The organism is Telmatobacter bradus (genome assembly GCF_048629425.1).
Classification (GTDB): domain Bacteria; phylum Acidobacteriota; class Terriglobia; order Terriglobales; family Acidobacteriaceae; genus Telmatobacter; species Telmatobacter bradus.
The window spans coordinates 2,047,444-2,072,062 of record NZ_CP184532.1 but is presented as its reverse complement, the minus strand read 5'-3'; the positions used below and the strand labels follow the sequence as shown (position 1 = coordinate 2,072,062).

General features: G+C 53.7%; 21 protein-coding genes and 1 tRNA gene. 11 read left to right on the top strand and 11 right to left on the bottom strand.

Annotation, left to right across the window (positions count from 1 at the left end; all coding sequences use genetic code 11):
* Positions 1-114 precede the first annotated feature (114 nt).
* Together ACOBR2_RS08820 and ACOBR2_RS08815 are read left to right on the top strand one after the other, a co-directional pair.
* Positions 115-206, top strand: a tRNA-Ser gene (locus ACOBR2_RS08820).
* 85 nt (positions 207-291) lie between these two features.
* Positions 292-1,545, top strand: a complete 1,254-nt coding sequence (locus tag ACOBR2_RS08815; protein WP_420239648.1) for a tyrosine-type recombinase/integrase — start codon at positions 292-294, stop codon at positions 1,543-1,545.
* A gap of 40 nt (positions 1,546-1,585) precedes the next feature.
* Here ACOBR2_RS08815 and ACOBR2_RS08810 read toward each other — a convergent pair whose 3' ends face one another.
* Positions 1,586-1,921, bottom strand: a complete 336-nt coding sequence (locus ACOBR2_RS08810) for a helix-turn-helix transcriptional regulator (RefSeq protein ID WP_420239647.1) — start codon at positions 1,919-1,921, stop codon at positions 1,586-1,588.
* 477 nt (positions 1,922-2,398) lie between these two features.
* Positions 2,399-3,169, bottom strand: coding sequence for an SDR family NAD(P)-dependent oxidoreductase (locus tag ACOBR2_RS08805; protein WP_420239646.1), 771 nt, complete (start codon positions 3,167-3,169; stop codon positions 2,399-2,401).
* 82 nt (positions 3,170-3,251) lie between these two features.
* Here ACOBR2_RS08805 and ACOBR2_RS08800 point away from each other — a divergent pair, with 82 nt between their 5' ends.
* A complete protein-coding gene (locus ACOBR2_RS08800; RefSeq protein ID WP_420239645.1) occupies positions 3,252-3,872 on the top strand; it encodes a TetR/AcrR family transcriptional regulator in 621 nt (206 codons plus the stop codon).
* A gap of 22 nt (positions 3,873-3,894) precedes the next feature.
* On the opposite strand, the gene ACOBR2_RS08795 is transcribed toward ACOBR2_RS08800, so the two are convergent.
* On the bottom strand, positions 3,895-4,158 hold the full coding sequence (locus tag ACOBR2_RS08795; protein ID WP_420239644.1) for a hypothetical protein: 264 nt from the start codon (positions 4,156-4,158) through the stop codon (positions 3,895-3,897).
* Positions 4,159-4,201: 43 nt separating this feature from the next.
* Between ACOBR2_RS08795 and ACOBR2_RS08790 the strand changes: the two genes are divergently transcribed.
* The gene (locus ACOBR2_RS08790) at positions 4,202-5,134 is read left to right on the top strand and encodes a LysR family transcriptional regulator (RefSeq protein ID WP_420239643.1); all 933 of its coding nucleotides are present in this window, start codon (positions 4,202-4,204) and stop codon (positions 5,132-5,134) included.
* Positions 5,135-5,566: 432 nt separating this feature from the next.
* On the opposite strand, the gene ACOBR2_RS08785 is transcribed toward ACOBR2_RS08790, so the two are convergent.
* Positions 5,567-8,212, bottom strand: a complete 2,646-nt coding sequence (locus ACOBR2_RS08785) for a KAP family P-loop NTPase fold protein (RefSeq protein ID WP_420239642.1) — start codon at positions 8,210-8,212, stop codon at positions 5,567-5,569.
* A gap of 477 nt (positions 8,213-8,689) precedes the next feature.
* Between ACOBR2_RS08785 and ACOBR2_RS08780 the strand changes: the two genes are divergently transcribed.
* The 3 genes from ACOBR2_RS08780 (at position 8,690) to ACOBR2_RS08770 (ending at position 11,313) form a co-directional block, all read left to right on the top strand.
* Entirely contained in the window at positions 8,690-9,295 is a 606-nt protein-coding gene (locus ACOBR2_RS08780) for a nucleotidyltransferase domain-containing protein (protein WP_420239641.1), read from the top strand.
* Complete coding sequence (locus ACOBR2_RS08775) at positions 9,237-9,647, top strand: hypothetical protein (RefSeq protein WP_420239640.1); 411 nt, start codon at positions 9,237-9,239, stop codon at positions 9,645-9,647. Before ACOBR2_RS08780 ends, ACOBR2_RS08775 begins: the two co-directional genes overlap by 59 nt.
* Positions 9,648-9,831: 184 nt before the next feature.
* On the top strand, positions 9,832-11,313 hold the full coding sequence (locus ACOBR2_RS08770; RefSeq protein WP_420239639.1) for a DUF2971 domain-containing protein: 1,482 nt from the start codon (positions 9,832-9,834) through the stop codon (positions 11,311-11,313).
* A 269-nt stretch (positions 11,314-11,582) separates the two neighbouring features.
* Here ACOBR2_RS08770 and ACOBR2_RS08765 read toward each other — a convergent pair whose 3' ends face one another.
* The 4 genes from ACOBR2_RS08765 to ACOBR2_RS08750 form a co-directional block, all read right to left on the bottom strand.
* Positions 11,583-12,032, bottom strand: coding sequence for a hypothetical protein (locus ACOBR2_RS08765; RefSeq protein WP_420239638.1), 450 nt, complete (start codon positions 12,030-12,032; stop codon positions 11,583-11,585).
* A gap of 207 nt (positions 12,033-12,239) precedes the next feature.
* A complete protein-coding gene (locus ACOBR2_RS08760; RefSeq protein WP_420236220.1) occupies positions 12,240-13,250 on the bottom strand; it encodes a tyrosine-type recombinase/integrase in 1,011 nt (336 codons plus the stop codon).
* Positions 13,243-14,205, bottom strand: coding sequence for a tyrosine-type recombinase/integrase (locus ACOBR2_RS08755; protein ID WP_420236219.1), 963 nt, complete (start codon positions 14,203-14,205; stop codon positions 13,243-13,245). The genes ACOBR2_RS08760 and ACOBR2_RS08755 overlap by 8 nt, the downstream gene beginning before the upstream one ends.
* A complete protein-coding gene (locus ACOBR2_RS08750; RefSeq protein WP_420236218.1) occupies positions 14,202-15,458 on the bottom strand; it encodes a site-specific integrase in 1,257 nt (418 codons plus the stop codon). Before ACOBR2_RS08750 ends, ACOBR2_RS08755 begins: the two co-directional genes overlap by 4 nt.
* A gap of 202 nt (positions 15,459-15,660) precedes the next feature.
* Between ACOBR2_RS08750 and ACOBR2_RS08745 the strand changes: the two genes are divergently transcribed.
* On the top strand, positions 15,661-16,830 hold the full coding sequence (locus ACOBR2_RS08745) for an IS4 family transposase (RefSeq protein WP_420236255.1): 1,170 nt from the start codon (positions 15,661-15,663) through the stop codon (positions 16,828-16,830).
* A 55-nt stretch (positions 16,831-16,885) separates the two neighbouring features.
* On the opposite strand, the gene ACOBR2_RS08740 is transcribed toward ACOBR2_RS08745, so the two are convergent.
* From ACOBR2_RS08740 to ACOBR2_RS08730, 3 genes are all read right to left on the bottom strand, one after another.
* Positions 16,886-17,998 carry a ParB/RepB/Spo0J family partition protein gene (locus tag ACOBR2_RS08740; RefSeq protein ID WP_420239637.1) on the bottom strand — a complete coding sequence of 371 codons (1,113 nt, stop codon included), beginning with the start codon at positions 17,996-17,998 and terminating at the stop codon, positions 16,886-16,888.
* A 74-nt stretch (positions 17,999-18,072) separates the two neighbouring features.
* On the bottom strand, positions 18,073-18,483 hold the full coding sequence (locus ACOBR2_RS08735; RefSeq protein WP_420239636.1) for a DUF6908 domain-containing protein: 411 nt from the start codon (positions 18,481-18,483) through the stop codon (positions 18,073-18,075).
* On the bottom strand, positions 18,483-19,466 hold the full coding sequence (locus tag ACOBR2_RS08730) for an ArdC family protein (RefSeq protein WP_420239635.1): 984 nt from the start codon (positions 19,464-19,466) through the stop codon (positions 18,483-18,485). Before ACOBR2_RS08730 ends, ACOBR2_RS08735 begins: the two co-directional genes overlap by 1 nt.
* A gap of 707 nt (positions 19,467-20,173) precedes the next feature.
* Between ACOBR2_RS08730 and ACOBR2_RS08725 the strand changes: the two genes are divergently transcribed.
* The 3 genes from ACOBR2_RS08725 to ACOBR2_RS08715 are packed head-to-tail and all read left to right on the top strand — an operon-like array spanning position 20,174 to position 24,619.
* Positions 20,174-20,380 carry a helix-turn-helix domain-containing protein gene (locus ACOBR2_RS08725; RefSeq protein WP_420239634.1) on the top strand — a complete coding sequence of 69 codons (207 nt, stop codon included), beginning with the start codon at positions 20,174-20,176 and terminating at the stop codon, positions 20,378-20,380.
* The gene (gene brxF, locus ACOBR2_RS08720; RefSeq protein ID WP_420239633.1) at positions 20,380-20,856 is read left to right on the top strand and encodes a BREX-3 system P-loop-containing protein BrxF; all 477 of its coding nucleotides are present in this window, start codon (positions 20,380-20,382) and stop codon (positions 20,854-20,856) included. Before ACOBR2_RS08725 ends, brxF begins: the two co-directional genes overlap by 1 nt.
* Entirely contained in the window at positions 20,849-24,619 is a 3,771-nt protein-coding gene (locus ACOBR2_RS08715; protein WP_420239632.1) for a DUF6079 family protein, read from the top strand. The genes brxF and ACOBR2_RS08715 overlap by 8 nt, the downstream gene beginning before the upstream one ends.

Here is a 24,619-nt window from a genome sequence, read left to right as displayed (position 1 = left end):
AGATTCGCTCTATCCCTACTAAACACAAAAACTTAGCAGGTTTCCACAGGGAATTTCCCGGAACCCCCTGAGACCATTGCACAAAACCAGCATTCTCAGTAAACTAAAGAAGTCGGAGAGGTGGCAGAGCCTGGTTGAATGCACCTGACTCGAAATCAGACATAGGGGTAACTCTATCGGGAGTTCGAATCTCCCCCTCTCCGCCATATATTGATTCTATTGACTTTATCTTCCTTGGTGTCCACAATGGTATCCATAAAGCGCTAAATTGGCGCTTTTGGAGTCCCCACCATGGCAAAAGTCGTTTCCAGCTACGGTCCTACCCAGCGCGTCAACATCCTCAAAAAGATCAAGGTGGATGGCGCTTGGAATTTTTACCCTGCCGTCGTCGAATCCAATGGAAAATTGAAGGACAAGGTCCGCATTAAGGGCGCGGTCGAAGTCCACCCCGAGGGAACGTACTACCTTGAGTGGCGCGAGGGAAAATCCCGCTCCCGCGAACCTGTGCCCGACAAAGCTGATGTGCTGGATTGGGCGCGGCGCAAGTTCCTGGAACTTCAAGCCGCGAAAGCTGGAGTTCTGATCGCAGAGACTCCAGAGCAGGCATCGCCTGGCATAACGCTCGCCGATGCCGCAGCGGATTACCTCGAAGACATCAAGCCGCCTCAGCGGGAAAAGAAGACGTACATGGCGTACAAATTTAGCTTGGGGCAGTTCGTCGCAACCTGCAAGAAGCGTTACGTCTCCGAAGTGCAGCGCGAGGACTTGCTCGAATACATTCGCTACCAGTACAAGGTCGGGTGCGCCCCTCGGACAGCCTACAATCGCGTGAGTATTCTGGTCTCCTTCCTCAAGCTGCAAGGAATAACCGGCCTGCTGAAAAAGTTCGACTGGCCGGCGTACGTGGATTCGATTCGAGTAATTTACGAACCGGAAGAGTTGACAGCACTTTTCGCGGCGTGCAATCCCCCGGAGCATTTACTTTTCAGCGCATACCTGCTTTCCGGCTTCCGCGAAAAGGAGATGCGGTATCTCACTTGGCCCGATGTGGACTTCCGGCGAAGCGTATTGAGGGTGACCAGCAAGACGGTGTGGGACTTCCGCCCCAAGGACAAAGAGGAGCGCGAAGTTCCTGTTCCGGCCAGCTTGATTGCCGCTTTGCAGCGCCATCAGAAAAATCAGGTGCCGAACCCCCATCAACTCGTCTTTCCAACTCAGTCGGGATCACCGGACACCAAACACGAACTCAAGCTCAAATGGGTAGCTCGCCGGGCCGGTCTGAATTGTGGGACGTGCATCAGCCGCCACGGGAACCGTTGCTCGGATGGACCGTACTGCTCGAAGTATTTCTTGCACAAGTTCAGGCACACTTTCGCCACGCGTAATTTGCAGGAAGGTGTCTGTGACATTCGCACGCTTCAGCTCTGGTTGGGCCACAGCGATCTGGCATCGACCATGGTTTATCTCAAGGCTGTGCGAAGCAAGGATGTGCTCCACAAAATCAATTCAAGCCTGCTGGCGGAATATGCTCCGCAAGCTGAGTAGGTTTCTGCCGACGTAGTCGTTGACGAAAGCCGGCAGCGGGTCAGCTTGCAATCTGCATCTGGTTCACGATTGGCCGTTGCGAAGTTGGCGCTTTTTTGCCGACGGAAGGATGAAGGCGGCTTTCGTACCAGACTGCCAGCTCGGAAGGATCGAAACGCACGGCCGCAGAGAAACGAACGGTGGGAATTTGGCCGGCTGCGGCCATACGATAGATCAAAGATTCACTGAGGCCAAGCAAGGTGGCGACCTCGTGGATATTCATGATGGTTTCGCGCTTCTGCAGGGTTTCCAGAATCATGGGGAAGATTCCTCCGTCGATGGCGATATTTGACGGTTCGGAAAAACGGCGCAACCAGCGCCAGAGTTCCGACCTCATGGTGCTTCTACGGTCCATCGGAAGCCGCCCTTGCGTCCAATGATTTTTGGGAATACGGGTATTCCTCCCACGCATAGCTGAAGATTTTTGATCCATCTCAACCACCACCACCTGTAAGGTGGTGGGTTGGAAGTCGGCGGGTTGAACCGCGCGGTCACTAAAGTGGTGTTCTGCGGACGTTGTGCCTGGAATTAGAAGGACATTTGACGCGCGCTGTAGCAGCCAGGCCAAAGCGACCGCAAGCGGCGTCTGCTCCAGAGAGGTTGCGGCCTTGTCCAGAACTGACGATTGAACGGGCGAGAAACCTCCTAACGGAACGTAGGCCACACCAGCAGCTTCAAGCTGGTCGATGAAGGTGTCGTCTTCGCGATGCGCTACATTGTAATAGTTCTGTACACAAAACGATGTTCGCGATCTCTCGCGCCTCCTCGTACTGCATCAGTGAACGCCATTGCCAGATCTCACGCGTGGACACTTCTATTCACTTGGGATGGCAATGCTCATACCGCCGTCTGCCATCACCATGGCACCCACAATGAAGCTGGCCTTGTCTGACGCTAGAAATGCCACGACCTCAGCGATTTCCTCCGGCCTCGCCGACCGCTTGATGGGTGCGTTCCTGCCATGCTGGGCGAGAAATTCGCGACCATCTGGCCTAAAGGTATTCAGGAGATTGGTAACCACGTCACCTGAGCCCACACCATTCACCCGGATACCGTGATCGATCGCCTCTAGGGCGAAGGTTCGCGTGAGTTGCGCGAGAGCTCCCTTGGCGGCAGCATAGGCGCTGATGCCGGGAAAGGTCTGAAAACAGGCATACGATCCGATGTTGATGATCGCTCCGCTCTTGTTCGGAATCATTGCTTTCAGTGCTTCACGGGAGTGAAGGAAGACTCCTGTCGAGGTGACGTCCATGATCGAATTCCAGTCTTCCAGCGACATCTCGACTGCGGGCCTGTAGACGATACGACCGGCGTTGTTGACGAGAATATCGACCCGCCCAAACCGCTCCTTTGCAAGCCGAACGGCTTGCACTGCCGTCTCTTCCTTGGAAACATCGCCAACTAGAGTAGCGACAGTCGACATATCAGCAAACTGCTTTTCGATCTCAGGGTTGATATCCTCTGCAACTACCATTGCCCCCTGAGCGAGAAACAATTGTGTCGTCGCCAGACCGATGCCACTGGCGGCTCCCGTAACGATGACCACCTTGCCAGAAAAAGGCAACTCTGCAAAACTCGTGCGCATACTCATATTTCTCCTATCGCTACGCTACGTAGCTATAGTACTCTGATTCAAGAGCTGCCGAAAGGACGCAATTTAAAAGCTCATGGGCAAAAATGCTGGTGTATTAGAGCGGGGGAATGAGCCGGTACGACGGCGAGGAGCGAAGGCAACTGCGCTGATCCTTCGTAACGTGTTGGAGCTTGGCGAAGAGATTGGCTTTGAAGCCCTTACGGTAGAGAAAATCTCAGCTCGTTCCGGGATTGCGAAGACGACGATCTACCGCCGGTGGCCGAACATTTCCGCGATTGTCATGGATGCCTTCCTTTCAGAAGTAACAAAGGATGCACCGATTGTTGAGAAGTCAACGGTTCGGGAAACCTTCGCTGCCGCAATGAAGCTACTCGTCCGGGTCTACCGCGGACGTCACGGACGGACTCTCAGAACCCTGATCGGACGGGCGCAAACTGACGAGAGTTTACGTCGCGCGGTTGAGATGAATTGGGTAGAGCCGCGAAGGCAAATTGCCCGAGAAATCCTTGAAAGAGGAATGCATCATGGAGAGCTGAGACCGGATCTAGACCCTGACGTTATCCTGGATGCCCTCTATGGCGCAATCTACCATCGGTTTCTGGTGCCGTACGAAAATGCTGTTCTATCGATGGATTTCGTCGACGCCGTCATTGCGATCATCTTCGACGGCATCGAGGGTCGTAATGGTGAGTAAAGCGATTCTGTCGCCTTCGGTGTTAATAAAGCTTCGTCTGGAAAATCAATCTGTCAGCAGGTAAAATTTTCTCTTCCGGGTAATTTTTACATAGCCGTAATCCTTTTCGCAACTCGGCCTTAGTAATACAAGTGCTTATTTTGCAACCTGTTACAAGCGCAAATTCTGTCGCATGATTTGGTCCATCAATTGCTACTACCCACTTTATTGGTGGGCCAGATGTGCCCATGGGCGTTGAACGCGCTGGCGTCAGGACACTGGAATCGTAAGCGGCTCTGGAGATCATCTGCCATCTCCAGTCTTGGTTATCCCCAAACCAGGAGTGCGTTATGCCAGTTGCTATTGAGACGCGACATATCGAGGCCATACTGGCTTTGGCTGAGGCTCTGAATTTTACTCGTGCGGCAATCCAGTTGAATCTGGTCCAATCCACTTTGAGCCGCCAGATTGAGCAGGTGGAAGGAATTGTCGGCTTCCCGATCTGCGACCGCAACAGCAAGCAAGTTGTGTTTACCGAGGCCGGAACCGAACTTGTCAATGAGTTTCGCCAAGCCAAACAGCACATCAAACTTGGTATTCATCGCGGCCAGATGACATACGAGGGTAAGGAGCATATTTTGCTCGTCGGTCATTCGCCTTACATCGACCCGCGCTTGCTCTCGCTGCTGTTCCAAGTTCACCTGCCGCAGTTTCCAAAGCTCAGGGTGGAAACCACGACCGACGTTGCGCCCATTTTGACCCAAAAACTTCTGGACGGCGTATTGAATATGGCAATCATCACGCGCCCTGTTCAAACAGAGAGCCTTCTATACACATTCCTGTCAAAAGCTCCGCTCCACGCCGTAATGCCTGAACATCATCCCGCCGCGAGTAAAAGCACAGTATCACTCACAGACTTCGAAGAAGATTGCTGGATCGTACTCCAGGAAAGTGCGCATCCTATTCTCTACCAGAATCTTATGGACCTGACAAAATCACTGGGTATCAATATCCGGGAGCTGCATCATATTTTGTCTCCGCAAGAAGTGGTCTATATGGTCACAACTGGCCTCGGCATTTCGTTCTCAACTCAGGGATTGACTCAGTACATGTACGCGCCCGGTATCACTTGCCGCCCGTTGACTCATGCCCCACTATTGCTGGACACGCACACGGCCATTCGTCGAGGTGACGACTCCAAACTCGTGAACGCTTTCGTCCGAGCGTACCATCGCAAGTACAAAAATATTGCCGAAGAACAGCCGACGCTGTTTCCGGTATAACAGAGCATTCTGTCGGCAAATAATTACCTTGCAGCTTGCCGTTGCCGGGAGTGTCCAACTACGGATACACTCCGCGATTATGCCGCCAGCAATGATGGAGACAGTTTTGAGTGAATGCAGAACACACGAGTGAAGGACAAAAGATGTCGTGGCTCTGACATACACAATACCGGCAATCGAGGCTTGCTCATGGACAATACAGTAGACACTGGGTAACTTGCCGGTAGTAATCAGCCTCGGTGAGCGCAAAGGCGATTTACCGTTATCCGAGAAACCCTCTAGCGGACATGGGCGTTTGCTGGTACGAATCCATCCCGCAGATTTGCTTGATGCCAGAACGGCCCTGTCAGTCCTAGCCCCAAGAGCGCCCGAGCCACGATTGTCAACGGATAATGCTAGCGCCGGCACGTCATGCTCCAGCCACAGCGTTTGCTATTCCTTCCATTCGTCCATTGGGACTTCGTCACGGTATTTCCCGTCCAGGAGATTTGAAAGCCTCCTGAGTGCCCCTTGACTCTCCTTAGTGAGCCCTTCTTCGTTGGTTGCTTCTTCGTATAGTTTGCGAAGACTTGGAATGGAGATAAAGTTCTCGACGAGCGCTGTCGGATCAGACGTGTAACGCATCATTGGAAGAAAGAACCTGTCGAATGTCTCCGCCAAGACCTTCTTGCTGGTTCCGACATGCCTTATCCAGAAGAACTCCTGAAGTTTACGGTCCTCTGGACTTACCGAAATCTTGTTGTCAGATGGCTGTGGCAAGCCCCAATAGTTGAAGGCGAGCCGGCTTGATGTCGCAAGCAGCTTAGGATCAGACGCGTCTGCCTCCTCTCCAAATCGCGTCCGCATGCGAAGAATAAAGGCGTTATAGAGATCAGAAACCGGTATAAACAAGGAAACATCGCCCCGCTTTTCAAGTCTCTCACTGCTTGTCAGTTCCGCAAGTAAGGCAAATGCCATAGCGTCATTGGTCGTTCTTCCTATACACTCTCTGACCATCTGATGGCGATCTGACTCCGCTATCTTCAGTAGCGCCACAACCACTGTTTGATATGCATAGTACGATTCCCCAAATATGCCGAAGCTTGGATCGTATGCATATCTATCAGCGCATTCCATGGCGGAAAATGCAAGCATTTTCGCGCCGCTTTGGGGCAACGACGAGGCTGCCTGCGAGAGCTTATAGAGAAAATCAGCTCTCTTGCCGGAACCAGGTTTCATCGAATCGAGAGCGTCCACAAGGACCTGGTTCGCTTGCTGCTGGTTTTGTGCGCCGTTTAGGGAGTCCAGAATCCGTTCTAGCCTAACCACGCTGAACACGTCTCTCGGAAGCTCATACCGAAAATAGGCGTCAAACATGGCCGGGTTCTGGACGCCCCTATCTTTTTCAGGAGTGTCACGCACCGTGTTCCGAACGATGTTCAATCGTCCATCGAGTCCCCGATAGAGTGGAAATAGCTCTGAGAGTATTTTCGCTACGGCCTCTTTTTCGTCAGGTTCAGTGGAGAGTTTATCGATATCTCCAACTAGATTTTTCTCGATCGTCCTCTTTTCCTCGTCCGATATAGGGCGGTACTTCGAGATATTGGTAACCTGCCCCGAGAGCGTTAATGAATTCTTGCTGATGAGGTCGTACACGGCAGGCGAAAAGCGACGTAGGGTCTGAATCAATACCAGGTCGGTTGGATTAGCCTCCCGTCGTAGCAGCGCGGCGGTCGCGTGCACGTCGTTCGCGAGCAGCCCAACCTTTCTAAGGTTAGTACAGAACGGAGCTATGCATTCATCCCATAGATCCTCGACCTTTTTCTGAAGGTCGCTCTCTTCCGCCTTTGAAGCAAACCAGTCTGTGCGTTCAAATGAACGCACTATTGCATGCGCTCCAAGCTCGTGCAAGGTATCTATCTCTGGTTCTGAGATTGGGATTATTTCAACAAAAAACTTTTCGAAGTATTCCTTTTGATCTTGATTATTCTGGAGCTTTGCAGTTTCCAGTATCTTGTCTATGTCGAGTGCGCAGACAAAACTCAGATTGGGCAGGGCCGATATGCCTCTGAGCATCTTCAGTAAGGAAGCGATCTCCTGCTGCTGCATTCGATCAATCTCGTCAAGTAAAACCACAACCCGCTTGGGCAGTCTGCATAGCGCCTGTTTCAGGCCTTCAATGTCGTCGCGCTGCGTTGATGCCGGTATGAGTTCGACGGCCCCTTGCAGATGGGGAACACTTTTTGCAAGTGCATTTGCCAGTCTTCTGGAACCATGCCTGAGCCCCGGGACTATGTATTGCTTCCGGCATTCGGCAGCGATATCAGAGAGAAGATACTTGACGAGGGTCTCTTCGGAGCCCGGAAGCCAAGTGCTAAAGTATACGACGATGGCTCTGCCTTTGAGATGGCGTCGAAGCAGATTGAGCAGTGACGTCTTTCCGACACCTAGTTTTCCATTCAGCGCAATTACTGGCTTCATCGCTACCAGGAGCTTAATCGACACGATCTCTATCAGTGGCGCCCTTCCCAGTAGATCGTCTTCCCACGCATCGATTGGCTCGTCAAATTCCGACGGCATAGTCTTGCGACTTATAGGTTCCTTACCAACGCTGAAGTCTTTGGGGTCAGCCGAGAGTTTAGACTTAGAAAGAGCCTTGCGCTTGAGCACATAACTGGCAAAACAGCCAAACAGTACACAAACGGCAGACCAAAAGGCTCTGACATGGAGAGCTTTTGTCTCAGTTGCACAAAAGAGAAGTGCAGCAAAGAAGGAAACAACTGGCATGCCGGAATAGACGCCAGCAAACCACGATTTCAGGGCACGCCAGGAAAGGGCAGCTATCTTGAATGATGCCATCAATACAATCGCACCTGCGATTGTCAAAGCGTAGATAGCATAGGGTGCGGATGGTGCAGCTATCTTTAAAAAGCTGCCATACCTAGCCAGAAGGACTTGGTGGAATATCGGATCTACGAAAAACAGTCGACTCACAGCCCATAACAATATCCCGACGGCGAAGGACAAAATGCAGGGGAATGTTTCCCGCTTTGCGGAATCACAAATAGAACTCCACTTTCCCAACACTAAATTCTTCATCTTTCTCGTTGCTCCTGTGACCTAGTTGGTACCGGAAATCTACTTGGGAACCTAGTGATAAGGCGCAATTTGAAGAGCTCGCTGGCTGTCTGATCTCGCCATGCGCCTCCAACATATACATCTTTGGTCGATACCTCGCACGCAGCCACGGTTCCATGCCACTTGTTTGGCATGGCGGAACCGAATAATGTCGTCACGCGACAACGATTTTGGAGCCCTTCGAAGGCCCAACATATCCGAAGTCAGCCGATCAAGAACAACTAACAGAATTTATCCTACAAGTCGACCTGGCCCACCGATCAGCCTACGCGGAATTCTCGGTTTACGCTAACAGCCCATTGCGCTCATTCAGCTTGGTTTATTTGCCAAATGCCGGATTGTATCGGGAAACGCCGTTCCAGCTATCCGAATCCAAACCGGCTAGTAACGGCTAAACGTAGTGAGCGTTTACTGCATTTGCAGTATAATTTTACTGCAATGCTTTCTCTTCGATCCGAGTTGCGGCGCAAGGTGCTTACCTTCTTCCTGATGAACCGGGAGGCGCGGGTCTACGTGCGCCAACTGGCCGTGGCGCTCAATGCCGACTCGACAAACCTCTCCCGCGAATTGGCACGGCTTGCCCGCGAGGGGTTTCTGCGTGCGGAACCGGAGGGACGGCAGCTCTACTACAGCGTCAATCGCGCCTACCCATACCTGAAACCGGTCTTCGCCCTGCTTCAGGGGTCGGTGGGCATCGAGCCAACGCTCAAGCGGGCGCTCCAGCCGGTTGGTGGCATTGAATCGGCGTGGATCTTCGGTTCCTTCGCCAAGGGGGAGGCGGACGCGGCCAGCGACATCGACCTGTTGATCGTGGGCCGACCTGATCAGGCGCTGCTGTCGCGGGAGGTTCGCAAGGCCGAGCGCGCTTTGCGCCGCGAGGTCAACTACACTGTCTTCACGTCCGAGGAACTGGAGCGAAGGCTCGCTCGGCACGACTCCTTTGTCACCGACATTTGGAACGGGAAGCGTATTGAGGTGATTCGGAATGGCAACGACAAAGCCGCAGAAGATCGATCCCAAACAGGTGAAGCAATTCCTGGCTGACGCGCAGAAGAAGACTGTCGCGGCCCGGAAAAACCTGGTGATCGACGAAGAAACCGCCTACCAGACGGCCTATCAGGCCGTGCTAAAGGCCTCACTGTCGCTGATGCTGAGCCACGGGCAGCGCCCTCGCGTACAGCTTGGCCACCACATTGCCATTCTTGAGTTTGCGCAGAAGCACCTCGATCCGGCGCTCGAGCCGACTTTTGACCTTTTCGACCGGATGCGCCGCAAGCGCAACGATGCCTTTTACGACATCGCGCTCATCGGTGAAGTGGAGGCGGAAGAGGCGGTCGCGGCGGCAGAAGCGTATATGTCGATTATTGCCGCCGACATCGAGAAGAGGATTCCCTGAGGCGTCCCTGAGCCCACGCGTGCGCTGCTATCCTCCACCAGCCGCATCTGCTCCCAGACAGATGGCGACTTTTCATGAGTAGTCTGCGAGTACTGAGGCTTTTGAGCTTTTCCAGTTCACGGAATCGAGACTTGGGCCACCCGAGGACGTGTCGCAACTGAGTTCGGGTCCCCCGGAGCACAGAATGGATGATTATATTTATCGGTTGAGACCCGCGCACGCATTACTTGACGGGTATCACGAGTTGGAGAATCAAGAGATTTACTTTGCGTCTCCCCGGGAACTCAATGACCCGATGGAGGGATATAAGGACATTTTTTGGCGCGGCGATGCGATCGTATGGACAAACTTCCTCCGACACTACCTGCTATGCCTAATGGAAGCCGTGTTGTTCGTTGTCAAGAATGGACCTGACCGGGTCTTTGCTGAAGGCGAGATATTTACGTACCAGACTGGAGACGTTCTCTCTCCTTCAGATGCGGTTACATATCATAACATTTGCGATCGGTTTTTTCATAACGACGAGGTGGCCAAGCTTCCTTCGTTCTTGGAGGCGCGCATTTCTCCCATGAGACGTAACGAGCTTTTCTGTACGCTATCATTTCTCCATTTCTATGCATTTAAGACGGTCTGTACTGGCATTAGTCCGAACGTCCCCCTTTGCGATCCTGATGAATATCTGCGCTTGAGAGAGGATCCTCCGTTCCGCTTTCAAGAGTTTTTCGATACGCAGGGCCGTGTTGATCAGCAGTACGGCGCGAGCACTGCAATAACTGAGCAGATGACTCGCCAAGCCATTAATGCGCTCGCGCAGTGTAATCTCATACGAGCCTATACCGGGGCTGCTCGCAACCATGGACCTGCTTGGGATGCAATTTACTCCGGATTTCCGGAACGCTACATCAGACAGCTAGAAAAGCTGCTGTACAACGACTGGTACGCAGCATGTTGTATTTCCAACCCTGCGAACGCAGCGATGTGGGGGAACTACGGCGACGCACACCGTGGGGTCTGTCTCAAGTTCAAGACGCACAAGAATACAGCAGGGGTTCAATCCATAGTGTTGTCGCAGAAGACTGGGATTAGCAGCGTCCGGGGCGTCTTGAAGGATATATATGGAGAGGTCTTCCATGAACTGACTAAGGTCACATACCAAGAAAGATTTGTTGAGATTGACTTTTTCAGGTCTTTGGGAAACCTGACGGGGGAGCAGCTCGGATTCTGGTTTTCAGACGGTGATGGGAAGGTCAGCGCTACCGGGCTCGATCTTGTCACAGGGGCAAAATCGTGGCGAAGCGAGTATTGGGACAATCATCAGAGGATGATGACAACCAAACTGCCTGACTGGGAGCACGAGGATGAATTCAGGCTCGTATTGTCCGGGCCGACCATCGATCTCTCCAATAAGGCAGACAGAAAGCTGAAATACAGATTTGAAGACCTTGATGGGGTGATCTTTGGAATGAACACCCCTCTCGAGGACAAGCTTGCCATCATGAGAATAATCGAGTCTAAGTGTATCGAGAAAGGGCGGAAAGATTTTGACTTCTATCAAGCGACTTATTCTTCTGTAAAGGGCTCAATAGAGATTGTCAAGTTGGATTTGATTAAGCTCTCTTCGTCGGGGTTTGGTTTCTTTCCGCCTGGTTCAACACCATCTGTATAGATATTCTCTACGGTCTTCCTTATTAGTTGATACCTTGCAGAGGCATCGAGAACTGTGCGCGGCCCAAAGTTCGCAGAGCAGGATCGGTAACGTGATATAGTTCTGAATCTTAGGCGCGCTGCAGCTGCGCGCTCGTGACCGTCGGGTGGGCAAGAAATGGCCTCCCGCTAATGCGGGAGCGCAAATGAGGGCGGGTAGACGGGCAACGGACATAAAAAATGCGGAGCCTGTGACTTCAGGCTCCGCGCAATTGTATCGGTGGTTGTTGGTTACGCTGCTGCGGCCTTCTTGACGACCTTGGCAGGCGGTTTGGGCGTGGCTTTCTTCGTGGTCTTCGACTTTTCCTTCGCGGCGAACTCTTGTTTGATCTTGGCCGTGATTGCGGCCACATCCACCTTGTAGTAGTCGGCGGCTTCGCGCAAGGCTTTGCCTGAGTCGTTGGGCGAGTGCGCCGTTTGTAGAATGGCCACTTCAACCAACAGGCGTCCGAGCGTGCCTTCGTCGGACTTGCGAAGAAAGGACGCAAGCAACTTGGCCGGGGCGTCGGCAGTGCTGGTTGGTTTGCCGATGCCGTGCTGGCGCATTACGATGGCCAATCGGCGGTCGTCCAAGACGGCGGCGAAACGCTCAACTACAAATTGCAGGTCGCGCTTCATCAGGCGAACGGGAACTGCTTCGCCGATGGACTTCAATACGCGCAATCCCGTAGTCTGCGCCATCACCTCCTCGCGGCGGCGTTTCTCCTGTTCGGCCTTGATGACTGCATCGGCAGTTGTCCGCTGCTTGCGGGCGTGATGAATGGGGCAATCGGGATTCGAGCAGATGCGCCTTTATGCAAAGTTTCTGATTATGCGCAGCGCCGCTCAGGTCTGGCCTCTGGAACTGGGCGCCTGTGCGGTTGGCGAGAGCAGGCGCTGCGCATAATTTCACAGACTCTCAAGAAACCGCAAAAGTTGGTCAGGAGGCTGGTACCGAAGGCCACTTGTTTTTGCGGGCTGCAAGCGATCAAGAGCGCGTTGCTTCATCGAGAGGTCGGCTTCGATATACATGTGAGTGGTTGTTGGGCTTTCATGACCAAGCCATAATGCAATCACGGTAATATCGACACCGGACTGAAGAAGGTGCATGGCGGTTGTGTGGCGAATGATGTGCGGGGAGATGGTCCGCTGCCGCAACGACAGACACTTCAGGGCGGCGGCGCGGACGGCGAGTTCCAGACGCTGCGTCACATTGGAGCGAGTCATTAGCGTTCCGCCGCGATTCGGAAGCAGGTAGCTAGGTTCTTCTGTGGAATCGAGGCGCCGTATCCATCTCCGCAGGAGCGAAACGGTAGAGCCCCACAATGGAACGCTTCTGTCTTTGCGTCCTTTTCCGTGGAGATGGACACAGGGCGAATGCTCCAGAATTAGATCTTTAAGGCGAATGCCGATGATTTCCGACACTCGTCCTCCGGTGTTGTAAAGCATGGTCAGTAGTGCACGGTCGCGTTGCCCGGTCCATGTGGACGGGTCCGGCGCATCAAGAACAGCCTCGATCTCTGGCCGCGACAGAAAACCGAGCATGGGTCTGTCATAGCGCTTTGCCGGGATCGCCAGCGATCGTTCAACGACGGCAAGTTCCTTCACATCGTAATGAGCTGCGTATTTCAGAAATGTCCGGAGGGCGGCGAGACGGGCGTTTCGACTGCGGATCGTGTTGTTGCGCTTGCGTTCCAGATAATCGAGGAAGGCAAGCAGAAGATCTTGGTCGAGATCAGCCAGGGTGAATTTGGCTGGTGACTTTCCGAGCCGCTTTTCGGCAAAACAGAGCAACAGCTTGAAGGTGTCTCGATAGGCAGAGATCGTGCAGGAACTGAGCGCCCGATCCCGCTGGAGATGATCAATGAAGAAGCGTTGCAGCAGGGTGGCAAAAGTCGGGGCCAATGAAGGTTTAGCCACGGTTGTCCTCCCGAGACTTCGCTGCGAGTTTTTCGAAGTTCCTGCCGGCGATGGCCATCAGTTCTGGAATGCCGGTAAGGTACCAATAGGTCTCTGAGACGCTACCATGTCCAACATAAGTCGAAAGGGCAGCCATCCCGTTTTCGATGCTGGCACCCTGCTGGTACCAGAGTTGGACGCGCCGGCAGATAAACGTATGTCGCAGATCGTGGATGCGGGGCACGGCGCGAGCGCCGCGTGAACTCCATCCAAGGTCCATACGCAATTGCGCGAAAACGCTCTGAACAGTGCGAACTGGCAAGGACGCGCCATCGGAGGAGACGAAGACGAATGCTTCCGGGGACACTGGCGAATATCGCTGTCGCACAGCTATATACCGCTCCAATGCTGCACAAACTGTGGGATGGAGAGGCACGAGCCGCGACTTCGAAAACTTGGTCTGTCGTACCGTCACAATCCCACGCGTGAAGTCGACGTCCGCGTATCGCAGATGTAATGCTTCTGAGATGCGCAGTCCCGTGGCGGCCAATAGTCCAAACAGTGTCTCGTAAGTAGCCGGACGGAACCTTCCACACGGCCTCATCCTTCTGGCAGCATCCAGAAGATCGAGGATCTCCTGATTCGTGTAAATGTGCGGAGTGACACGTACATACCCTTTACCAAACATGCGCGCGTCGGGAATCTCTGTTCGGGGATCAAATCGCGCGCGATATGCGACAAACGGCCTTATGATCATTAATCGGGCAGCCCAAGCCATGCGCTTAGCAGATGGCCTCTGGCCCTGAACCCAGTCCAAGATGATGCGGCGCGTCAGTGGGCCGCGATGGCCCGATTGGTCTGCAAAGCGAGCAAAAGCCATCAACTGAAATGCAGGAGAGGTGAGAGCAAACCCGCAGCGGCGACGCTCATCGAGATAGTCCTTAACCAGAGACTGCATCGAGCGCTGTGAAGTCATAGCGACCTCCCCGGCCAAGGCATGGCGACGGTACTGAGCTTGTTTACATCGACCTTGGTGTAAATCATCGAGGTGTCGAGGCAGCGGTGCCGCAGAATGTCGGAGATCTCCTTGAGTGGACTTCCGGCCAGGAGTAGCCTGCTCGCCAGACTGTGACGAAGGATGTGAACTCGTGAATATGGCAGTCCGCATCTTCGATATGCTTGCATCACCGCTTTGCGAACTACGTTAGCCTTGACGGGCTTATCGTATGGCGCGCAATGACGAACAAACATGGCACGGTTGGAAGTCCGGGGCCGTTCCGCCCGAAGATACTCAGCGATGGCACTTCCAGTCTCTGCTAGCAAGGGAAGAACGTCGGTGCGCCGGGACTTGTTTGCAACTAGCCGAATCGTGCCGGCGCGCCAGTCGATGTCCGAGAGGCGTAACTGAATAACCTCACAGGCTCGCATGCCAAGATCTGTCATACAACGCACCATGGCGTAGTCTCTCTTGGCCGCCCGGCTCGGTTGTCCGAAAGAATCGAGCAGTTGCTGAACTTCTTGCTCGGAGAGTGTCTCCGGCAGAGATGCAAGACGCCAGCGTGCCACGTTCGGAACGGCATCAAGGAGCCTCTGGACCGAGTCCCCAGTGAACGCCCGAAACTGAAGATAGTTGCGGATGATTCCGCAGAAGAGCTTAATCGTTCCCTGGGCGTATGTTGTTTGCTCGCCCAACACGAATCTACTGATGTCTTTGGGCTGGATCCTTGCCAGGGAAATAGATCCCGATGCATATTTCCTGGTCAGAAATCGGCGAACCACAGCCACGCTATGCCGTCGTGTACTACGAGCAAGCCCTTTGACTTCCTCCATGAAGCGATCAAAACGGTCGAGTTCATCCTGCAAAGGGTCCCGAACTATCTCTTCGTTGGGGATAACGCGACACGTGCGAAGTGTGTGCAGCAAATGTGCAAGAGACGTCTTAAAGTCGTTGCCGCTTCGCCGGGCTCGTGACGGGCAATTACAGTGTGGCAGGTGTTCAGCGACAAAGCGGGCGGTGCTCTTTTCGTCCACTTGCTCAATCTTCAATCCCTGCTGCGTTACCCATGCAGCGAAATGCCCAGCGCAAGACAGATAGTGGCCTCTGGTCGCCGCCGCGTAACGCTCGTGCTCAAGGTCGGAGGAGAACTCCGAGATATAAGGCTGCAGAACACTATCTTCCATCCATGCCCGCGCCTGGGCAGGAAATACAGCTTCATTTTTCATCATCATCTCCTGGGCGTCAGTAACACCCACACCAGAAGACCACCGAAATTATGGATAGTTCGAATATGTTGAACAGCACTGCTGTCCGGTTGACGACTAACTTGCTGCCTGCAACCGTCTGATGGGCCGAGGGTTGCGGACGTTTTGGGGTGGTGTCGATTTGAAAATGCCGCGATGCTGATTCCAGAGATGCTTTCTGGAGGCGGCTGTGAACGCTGGCAAGTTGCTGTTCGCGCAGTTGATGGACTTCCTTCCGTGGACTTCGTTTGCCCGCAGTGTGGCCCGTTATGGCGGCGACCGCCGGGTGCGCAACCTCAGTTGTACCGAGCAGTTCCGTGCTATGGCCTTTGCTCAGTTGACCTATCGCGAGAGCCTGCGTGACATCGAAGCCTGCCTGTGCGCACAGCCTGCCAAGCTGTATGCCATGGGATTCCGCTCTCCGGTGCGTCGTTCGACATTGGCTGAGGCCAACGAGAGCCGCGATTGGCGCATCTATGCTGAACTCGCGCAACGACTGATGGTCCAGGCCCGCAAGCTCTACGCCACGGAAGACCTCGGCATGGACCTTGATGCCGCTGCGTACGCCTTGGACTCTACAACCATCGATCTGTGCCTGACCTTGTTTCCGTGGGCGCATTTTCGCTCCACCAAGTCCGCCGTCAAGATGCATACCCTGCTCGATCTACGCGGCAACATACCCACATTTATCCGTGTCACCACGGGCGATCTGCACGACGTCAACATGCTCGACGAGATCATTCCTCAGGCTGGCGCTTACTATGTCATGGATCGTGGCTATCTCGACTACGCCCGGTTGTATCGCCTCCACTTGGCCGGAGCATTCTTTGTCACCCGCGCCAAGAACAACTTGGATGCCCGACGTATCTACTCCCAACAGGTGGACAAGCAGACCGGCATTTTGGCAGACCAGTCCATCGCCCTTAACGGGTATCACAGCCGCAAGGATTATCCTAGCCACCTGCGCCGCATTCGCTTTCATGATCCAGAGACCGGCAAGGATCTACTCTTCTTGACCAATCAGTTCACACTACCTGCCGTCACCATCTGCGCTCTCTACAAAAGCCGATGGCAAGTGGAACTGTTCTTCAAATGGATCAAGCAGCATCTGCGCATCAAGGTCTTCTTCGGCACCAGCGAAAACGCCGTCAAGACCCAAATATGGATAGCTGTCTCGGTCTACCTCCTGGTCGCCATCGTCAAGAAGAGACTCGAACTGTCCGGCTCACTCTACACTTTGCTGCAAGTGCTCTCGGTAACTCTGTTCGAGAAAATGCCCATCTCACAGGCACTTCAGCAGAAGGACTACACAAACTCACTAACTGCCGATCCCAACCAACTGATTCTGTTCGACTTTTAACCGGACAGCAGTGGTTGAACAGTACAAATCCCGAGTGTCTACCTGCGCAAACGGCCTATAACCTTGCGGCGCTGCGCATAATCAGACACTTTGCATAACGGCGCTTATGGAGAGATTTCCATAAGCGGCGCAACTCGCCCTTCTCGCTGCCTTCGGTAACGATGGCCTCGGTGGTGAACTTGCACGTTTTGTACTCTGGCCAATCGCGCTGTTTCGGATTCGTCGGCTTTTCGCTGCGAATCTCAACGTACTTGTTGCGCGGGACGGCTGTGCTGCCGTCCTTCGTCGGCCCGTATGCGGTACTGATTTGTACCAGCTTTGGTTTGGCCGCGATAGTCTGCGCGACAAACCCGTCCAGCTTGGACTGGTAGCAGGCTGGGTCGGTACACGAATCATGCTGCGCCGATAGACCCTCGAACAAAAGAACATTGTGGCCGGTGCGCTTCGGGCAATCGACACACGCGCCAACCTCGGGCACAAGCGCGGCGTCTTTTTTCGAGAACGGCGCGGCGGCAAGTTCCAACAGAATGTTGTGCTCAATCCACTGTTGCAGGTTGCGAACGGGAAGCAAGATGCGCTTTGACTTGCTGCCGCTGGTGTACTGCTCCTGATAGCAAGCTGCAAGCGCCTCTTCCTGTTGTTCGGGTTGCAACTTGGCCAGCAAGAGCGCATGGCCCAAACCAATCTCGTCTTGCGTGAATGCTTCCACGACGGCGGGTACAAGCTCGACCAATTTCAATCGAGCGAGGATAAAAGCAGGGGCCTTGCCAACTTTGGCGGCAATCTGTTCGACGCTGTACTTTGGCTCGTCAAGCGCCAAAAGTCGGGCGTAACCGTTGGCTTCTTCCATTGGATGCACATCACGCCTTTGCAGGTTTTCGACGATGCTGGTTTCGAGCGCCTGAGCATCGGTCAATTCGACGATGCGCACCGGCGCGGTTTCCAGTCCTGCCAGTTGCGCCGCGCGGTAGCGCCGCGCTCCGGCCACGATCTCGAAGTGCTGGCCCACGGGCCGCACGACAAGCGGCGCAAGAATGCCTTGCGCTTTGATCGACTCAGCCAACTCATTAAGAGCGACCGTGTCAAAACTCTTGCGTGGATTGTTCGCTGACTCAGTGAGCGAGTCGAGCGGCAGATTGCGATATTCGGATTGAACTTCAGTCGTCATTGCAAATTCTCCTTTGAGGTTGTCGAGCGTGGAAGCATGGGCGGGCCGCAAGCGCCCGCCCGTTGAGTGGCGGATTAGTGGCTGCGCATGAAGACTTCAAAGAAACCTTGTGCGCGAAGATTCTTGTCCCACAAACGAGCGAAGCTCTCGTGCTCATGGAAAAGGTCAGAATAGAAAATGTAGTTTTTTGCGTTACAGGTGCGGGAATACTGCTCCACGCCTGCGTAGTCGTTGCGAAAGTAAAATGGAGTCATCATCCATCCCATGCCAAGCGGATTGGTCAACTCGAAACACATTTCCGGGTCACGCATCAGGTCGCCGTTCTGTTCGCCATAGTGCGCAACGGAAAGCGCCGGAGCATTGAGCGGGCCGAGTTCCGGCGTGGCCTCGATGACAAGCGCCATATAAGGCGGGTTTTCAATTTTGAGATAGAGCGTGGGCCGGTAACCTCCGGCCCGCTCAAGGATGCGAAGAATGGTTCGCATTACGCCACCTCCGCAACGGCCTCATTCTCCGGGACTGTTTCGTCCGTGAGAATGGCGTCCAGAATTACTGCGGAAGTGCGCTGGATAACTTCAAGGCTTTCGGCCAACAGCGCCGCGTTTCCTGCGTACATCTGAATGTAATCACTTGAACTTCTGCCCATCTCCAAGCCCACGGCCTGCCCCACGATGAAGGCCACGGCCTCGGCTTCTGTTTCGCGCACGGTTTGGGTGGTCATGGTGCGTCGCTCGGCCTTGTGTAGGAGTTCATGAGCTGCCTCGTGGACCAAAGTCACAAACGCCTCCGCATCGCACTGTCCGGGCAGCAAGACAATCTTTCCGCCGTAACTGACGCCAAGAGCGGGCGCGATGTTCTCGTTGAATTCCAGCTTGATATTTTGCGCAGCAAGAAAAGCAATCATGCGGTCGCGGTGTGCGCCCACTTCGCCGGTAATGTTCTGCTCGAATTCTGGAAGGTCTTCGCCGGTCGTTTGTAAAATGTCAAAAACATAAACGGCGCGGAAACCAATCAGCATGGGCGCGGGTTTCGCGTCCTGACTAGCGTTCGGCTCCTGCTCTGCCGCGTCTCTCCTGCGCCGGTAACCAATCATCGGCGCAAGAATCTGAATACCCTTCTCTCCCTTCTTTACGAAACGGCCAAGCTCGTTCCATGCGCGAAGACCTGCGACTCTCGTCGCCGTCGGGCGTTGTCTGGCGATTTGCAAAATGTTGCCAAACGAGTACGAATGGAACCGCGCCATTGCTCCGAGATACGCGGTCAAGGTTTCGCTCTTGCCCGCCTCAAGCTGCTGAATGAGAAAGTCCACGGCTTGCTTGATGAGTTGCTGTGTCGGGTTGTCCTTCTGGCTGGTGCGCTGCTGATAGGGTGAATCGCTGCGAGTGCGAAGCGCCGCATTTTTGCTGTGCGGCGCGGTGTGGCTGCTGCCGCTGTTGACGTTGCTGTTGTGGTTGCTATTGAAATTCATGTTTTTGTTCTCCTTTTCCGCCGAAACCGGCTGAGCGTCTTTCTCACCCACGGCTGGGAAGCGCGAAGACGGTTGGCGGAAAAGAGACAAACGCAGCGCACGACGGTGGGGGTCCGGAGGGAAAAGCGCGGTCAGTGACAAACACGCACTTTGTTTGGCGCGCAGACGCGCTCCGAACGGACGGAGAAGGCCCGTTCAGCGCACGGTTTCATCGTGCGCTGGGCCGTCCACCCGAGGGCGCGTAGTGGGACTGAAGAAACAACCTGCATACGAATTCAGCGGCCCCGCCAGGGACGGCTATGGCAGGTTGTCACGAATGCTTTCTGCTGTCTGGTTCTGGTTCAGGCAGGACAGCGCTATAAATTCTGCTAATCATCCATGATGTGTCGCGTTGGCCGAGAGGCCCTGTGGTCTCTATATCTCTCGTTAAATGAACACGATGCGCAGATACCTCAATAGATACGGCAGGTGCGGCCACAGCGTTAGGCAAGTAAAGGCTGTCCCAGAGAAAGAGAATGCTCAGACGTGCGGCGTGGCGCGAAGTACCCGCAAAATAAAGGGATAAGAGCTGCATCAGCGGGACTCAATCTTATCTTTATATGTATATTTTCGAAGAAATAATTGTCAGTAACTGTCAATAATGATAAATTAGGAGGTCAGTATGAGACGTTATCCGTTAAGTTTCGGGACCACAGCGAGGTACACATATGGTTGATAATATTGGGGAAATTCTGACCATAGGGGAGCTAGCAGCGTACTTGAAGATTCCGAAATCTACACTTTACAAGCTCGTTCGAGAAGGCAGTATTCCGTCCCAAAAGATCGGTCGTCATTGGCGTTTCAGGAAGGCAGCAATCGATCTTTGGCTTGAGGAGACGCGAGCAAATGGGCAGGGTGCGAGAGGAGACCGTTAATGGCCGAGCCAGTTGCCGATACGATAATACAAAGAGTCGTCGATGCCGCTGAACTCTACCATCGTCTAGTCCTTCTGGTGGGCCCGTCCGGTACTGGCAAGACTGCTGCACTTCAGGAAGTGCACGGCCGGATAGCGGCTCCGCTCATAAATATCAATCTGGAACTCTCTCGGCGCATGCTTGATTACGGAGAGCGCCAGAGGGCTTTGCAGACCCCTCGCCTCCTTGCTGAGATTGTGGATCAATCCCCAGGCGATGTGACTCTTCTAGACAACATCGAAATTCTTTTCGACATTTCTCTCAAACAAGACCCCCTGCGCCTTTTGCAGGGAGTCTCGCGAAACAAAACGGTGGTGGCCGCTTTCAGTGGAACGATCAGCGGCAGTCAGATGTTCTACGCAACTCCTGGGCATCCCGAATACAGACAGTATTCGCTACGAGATTTCCTCGTAGTCTTTCCGGAGTCAGGTGTATGAAAACGTAGATCAAGCACGCAAAGGGGCATACGCAGTGAAATACGGAGACTTAATAAACTTCGAGCCAATCGAGTCCGTGATTCAGTTAAGGGACGCAGACAAAGCTGCTGATGCTATGCAACTTGTCAAGACCTATGTGATCTCTGGAGAAATGTCCGAGAGACTCGTCCACCTTGTTATCCCGCAGCTTCAATTCGACCATCCAATGGACAACAAGGGGCTGCTGATTGTCGGCAATTATGGCACAGGTAAGTCACACCTTATGTCTGTGATCTCTGCCGTAGCGGAGAATGGTGATTGTGCCGGTTATCTGAACGACAAAAGCGTGGCTAGTGCAGCGGCCACAATTGGCGGCCGTTTCAAGGTTGTAAGAACGGAAATCGGCGCGACCACTATGTCGTTGCGGGACATCCTCGTGGCTGAACTAGAAGAGCACTTAGCCGCAATGGGTGTGTCATACTCGTTCCCGCAAGCGGACAAGGTGTCAAGCAACAAGCGCAGCTTCGAAGAGATGATGGCTGCATTTCACAAGGTGTATCCCAATCACGGACTTCTCCTTGTGGTTGATGAGCTGTTGGACTACCTGCGTACGCGTAAAGATCAAGAATTGATCCTGGATCTCAATTTTCTGCGCGAGATCGGGGAGGCATGTAGGGACCTTAAGCTGCGCTTCATCGCTGGTGTCCAAGAAGCAATTTTTGACAGCCCTCGTTTTTCCTTTGTAGCTGACAGCATTCAGCGGGTGAGAGATCGTTTCGAGCAAGTCCTCATTGCTCATAAAGATGTTAAGTTTGTTGTTGCTGAACGCTTGTTGAAAAAGACAGCAGACCAACAGATAAAAATTCGGGAGTATCTAACCCCTTTTGCCAAGTTCTACGGCCACATGAACGAGCGCATGGACGACTTCGTGCGCCTCTTCCCCGTACATCCTGACTACATTGATACTTTCGAGCGTGTCAAAGCCGTCGAAAAGCGCGAAGTATTGAAAACTCTTTCTCTCGCAATGAAAAAGCTTCTCAACCAGGATGTGCCGGACGACCGGCCAGGGGTCATAGCCTACGACGGGTATTGGAAGACATTGCGTGATAACCCATCCTTTCGTGCAGTCCCTGATATTAGAGCTGTGATTGAGTGCAGTTCTGTGCTTGAGGCTCGCATTGACCAGGCGTTCACGCGCCCAGCATACAAGCCGATGGCATTCCAACTCATCCACGCGCTGTCTGTTCACCGGCTGACAACCGGGGATATTTACGCGAACTTGGGTGCGACGCCGGAGGAATTGCGCGATGGCCTCTGCCTTTTCCAACCCGGCATTGAAGACTTGGGCGGCGATCCAGCTGATGACCTCCTTTCCCAAGTCGAGACCGTCCTGCGTGAAATCCACAAGACCGTGAGTGGCCAGTTCATCTCTTCAAATCCAGAAAATCGTCAATACTTCTTGGACCTCAAGAAGACCGACGATTTCGATGCGCTGATCGAGAAGCGGGCTGAGAGCCTCGATCTCTCGGAACTCGACCGTTATTACTACGATGCATTGCGGCGTGTCATGGAGTGCGAAGACCAGACATATAGGACGGGATACAAGATATGGCAGCATGAACTCGAATGGTTAGAGCACAAGGCTGCCCGGTTGGGGTACCTCTTTTTTGGAACGCCGAACGAGCGCTCCACCACGGTGCCACCGCGTGATTTTTACATCTACTTCATTCAGCCATTCGATGCACCGCATTATAAGGATGAAAAGAAGTCCGATGAACTGTTTCTGCATCTTGCGAGTCCTGACGAAGATTTTCGCAACGCTCTGAAAAACTATGCAGCAGCGGTTGATCTTAGTTCCACTGCGTCAGGTCAGGCGAAGTCAACTTACGAGTCTAAGGCAGCCATCTTTCTCCGTGACATCGTGCAATGGCTGCAGAAGAACATGGCCACGGCATTTAATATTACTTACCAAGGAAAGCCAAAATCCCTAACCGAGTGGGCCAAGGGGAAGTCCATCCGCGAACTCTCCAATATTAGTTCTTACGAACGCAACAACTTCCGCGACTTAGTGAATGTTATTGCCGGCGTTTCTTTAGGTGCCCACTTTCAGGACCAGGCTCCCGAGTATCCGATTTTCTCGGTGCTAATAACCGGACAGAACAGGGCCCAGGCCGCGCAGGATGCTCTGCGAGCCATCGCAGGGCAATCGCGCACCAAACAGGCCACCGCGGTACTCGACGCTCTGGAACTCTTGGATGGCGACCGTCTTGATCCTTCCCGGTCAAGGTATGCCAACTACATCCTCGGTATTTCCAAGAAGAAGGGGCACGGCCAGGTGGTCAACCGTTCTGAGTTGATTCAGGACGTTCTCGGTGTGGAATACCTCGCGCCGCAATCGTACCGGCTGGAACCAGAATGGACCGTGGTCTTGGTGGCCGCTCTGGTTTATTCCGGAGAGGTAGTGCTCTCCATTCCGGGAAGCAAGTTTGACGCCACTGGCTTGCTGCAACTTGCCGGGACGGCCATCGACGACCTGAGCCAGTTCAAACATATCGAGAGGCCCAAGGATTGGAACATCCCAGCTCTCAAGGCTCTTTTCGAACTCCTCGGACTCACGCCGGGCATGGCCCAACTCATCACACAGGGGAAGGACGAGCCAGTTCAGGAACTGCAAAAGGCCGTTGGCAACTATGTGAAGCAGGTCGTGCTCACACAGCAGAGCCTTCAGAACGGGTTCACGTTCTGGGGACGCAGCCTGATGTCCGACGACGAACTCCAGAAGCTGGGAGGCAAACTGGAGAAAACCAAGGCCTTCCTTGAATCGCTCCAACCCTACACTACGACTGGAAAGCTCAAGAACTTTCCGTATGACACCGCTCAAGTCACCGCGTATCGCGACAGCCTTACTGCTCTCGCCGGGATTAAGTCCCTTGAGGATTTGCTGAATGACCTTGGTCCTACGGCATCGTATCTGTCTACCGCCGAGGCCGTCTTGCCCGACGGCCACGAATGGATCAGCAAGATGAAGACGGCGCGGGACGAAGTGATTGCTGAACTCGGCGATCCGGCCAAGAGGAGTACCTCGACATTCCGGCAGCAAACACAGCGCAAGCTCGCGGATATGAAAAAGGCGTACTTGCTGGCCTACCTCACCATGCACACCAAAGCAAGGCTGGGCGTAAGCGAGGATAAACGCAAGGCCAAGCTCTTGATTGACCGGCGGCTCAAGGATTTGCAGCGGCTGTCCACCATTGACTTGCTGCCGCGGCAGCAGCTCTTGGATTTCCAGAATCGACTTGCTGGGTTGAAGAGCTGTTTTGCTCTCACCGAGCAGGAATTGGGAACAACGGCCATCTGCCCACACTGCAACTTCAAGCCGGCCACGGAAACGGTTGGGGCTCCCGCTGCGGCGGTGCTTGATTCCTTGGATGACGAACTGGACAAGCTGGTCGAGAACTGGACTCGGTCGCTGCTCACAGATTTGGATGACCCGACAACCAAGGACAACCTGAGCCTGCTGAAGTCCGGTCAACGCAAATTGGTGGACGGCTTCCTCAAGAAAAAGGCTCTCCCTGAGAATTTGGATAATGACTTCATTCAAGCGATGAAAGAGGTACTTTCAGGGCTGAAAAGGGTTCTGGTCAAGACAGCAGAATTGCGTGAGGCTCTTCTTGCGGGAGGTTCACCCGCGACACCGGAAGAAATGAACAAACGGTTTGGCGAGTTTCTCGACAAGATCACCAAGGGAATGGAACCCGGCAAAGTCCGGATCGTACTGGAGTAG